The following is a 599-nucleotide window of genomic DNA, read 5'->3' as shown; positions in this document are numbered from 1 at the left end:
CCGCCCGGGCCGTCCTGGAGCGCTGGGTGACCGCGAGCCAGAGCGCCGCAGCGGTTGACGCGGCGGCGGCCACGGCTCCCTGATCCCGCCCGGGTCGGGGACCCCCGAGGGAAGGGCGACCCCGACCCGGGCGGGATCAGTCCTCGGGCACCGGCGGGTGCCAGAAGTTCTCGAAGACCAGGCAGGTCACGAACACCACGACCAGAAGCGCACCGAGAATGATCATCCAGACGCCGAAGACGAGGCCCATCGCCGCCGTCACCGAGCTGGCCCCGATGAAGAACGGATAGTAGCTGCCCGGGGTGAAGTGCCCGAGCTCCCCAGCCCCGTCGGCGACCTCCGCATCCGGCAGGTCCTGCGGGCGCATCCCGATCCGCCGGCCAGTGAAGATCAAGTATCCGCCGACGAGCAGGCCGAGCCCCGTGGTGAGGGTCAGCGCGGCCGTGCCGGTCGGGTCCTTCGACCAGAACCAGTACACCAGCGCGGCAGCCCCGGCGAAAACTCCGAAGAAGTTGAAGATGATGCCTTCCACCTTCATGCCATGGCCGCCTTAACTGATCTCGGGAGTCGCGTGGTAGTCGATCCGGCCGATCGTGGCC

Annotated in this window: 1 protein-coding gene; it reads right to left on the bottom strand. The window is 69.1% G+C overall.

What is annotated here, in order from left to right:
* Positions 1 to 136 precede the first annotated feature (136 nt).
* Positions 137 to 538 carry an aa3-type cytochrome oxidase subunit IV gene (ctaF, locus tag AC08OX_RS15290; protein WP_011437500.1) on the bottom strand — a complete coding sequence of 134 codons (402 nt, stop codon included), beginning with the start codon at positions 536 to 538 and terminating at the stop codon, positions 137 to 139.
* Positions 539 to 599: the final 61 nt, after the last annotated feature.

Source organism: Frankia sp. CoBUL1, from assembly GCF_978021245.1.
The sequence above is the reverse complement of the archived record's forward strand: the minus strand, read 5'-3'. Positions and strand labels throughout refer to the sequence as shown.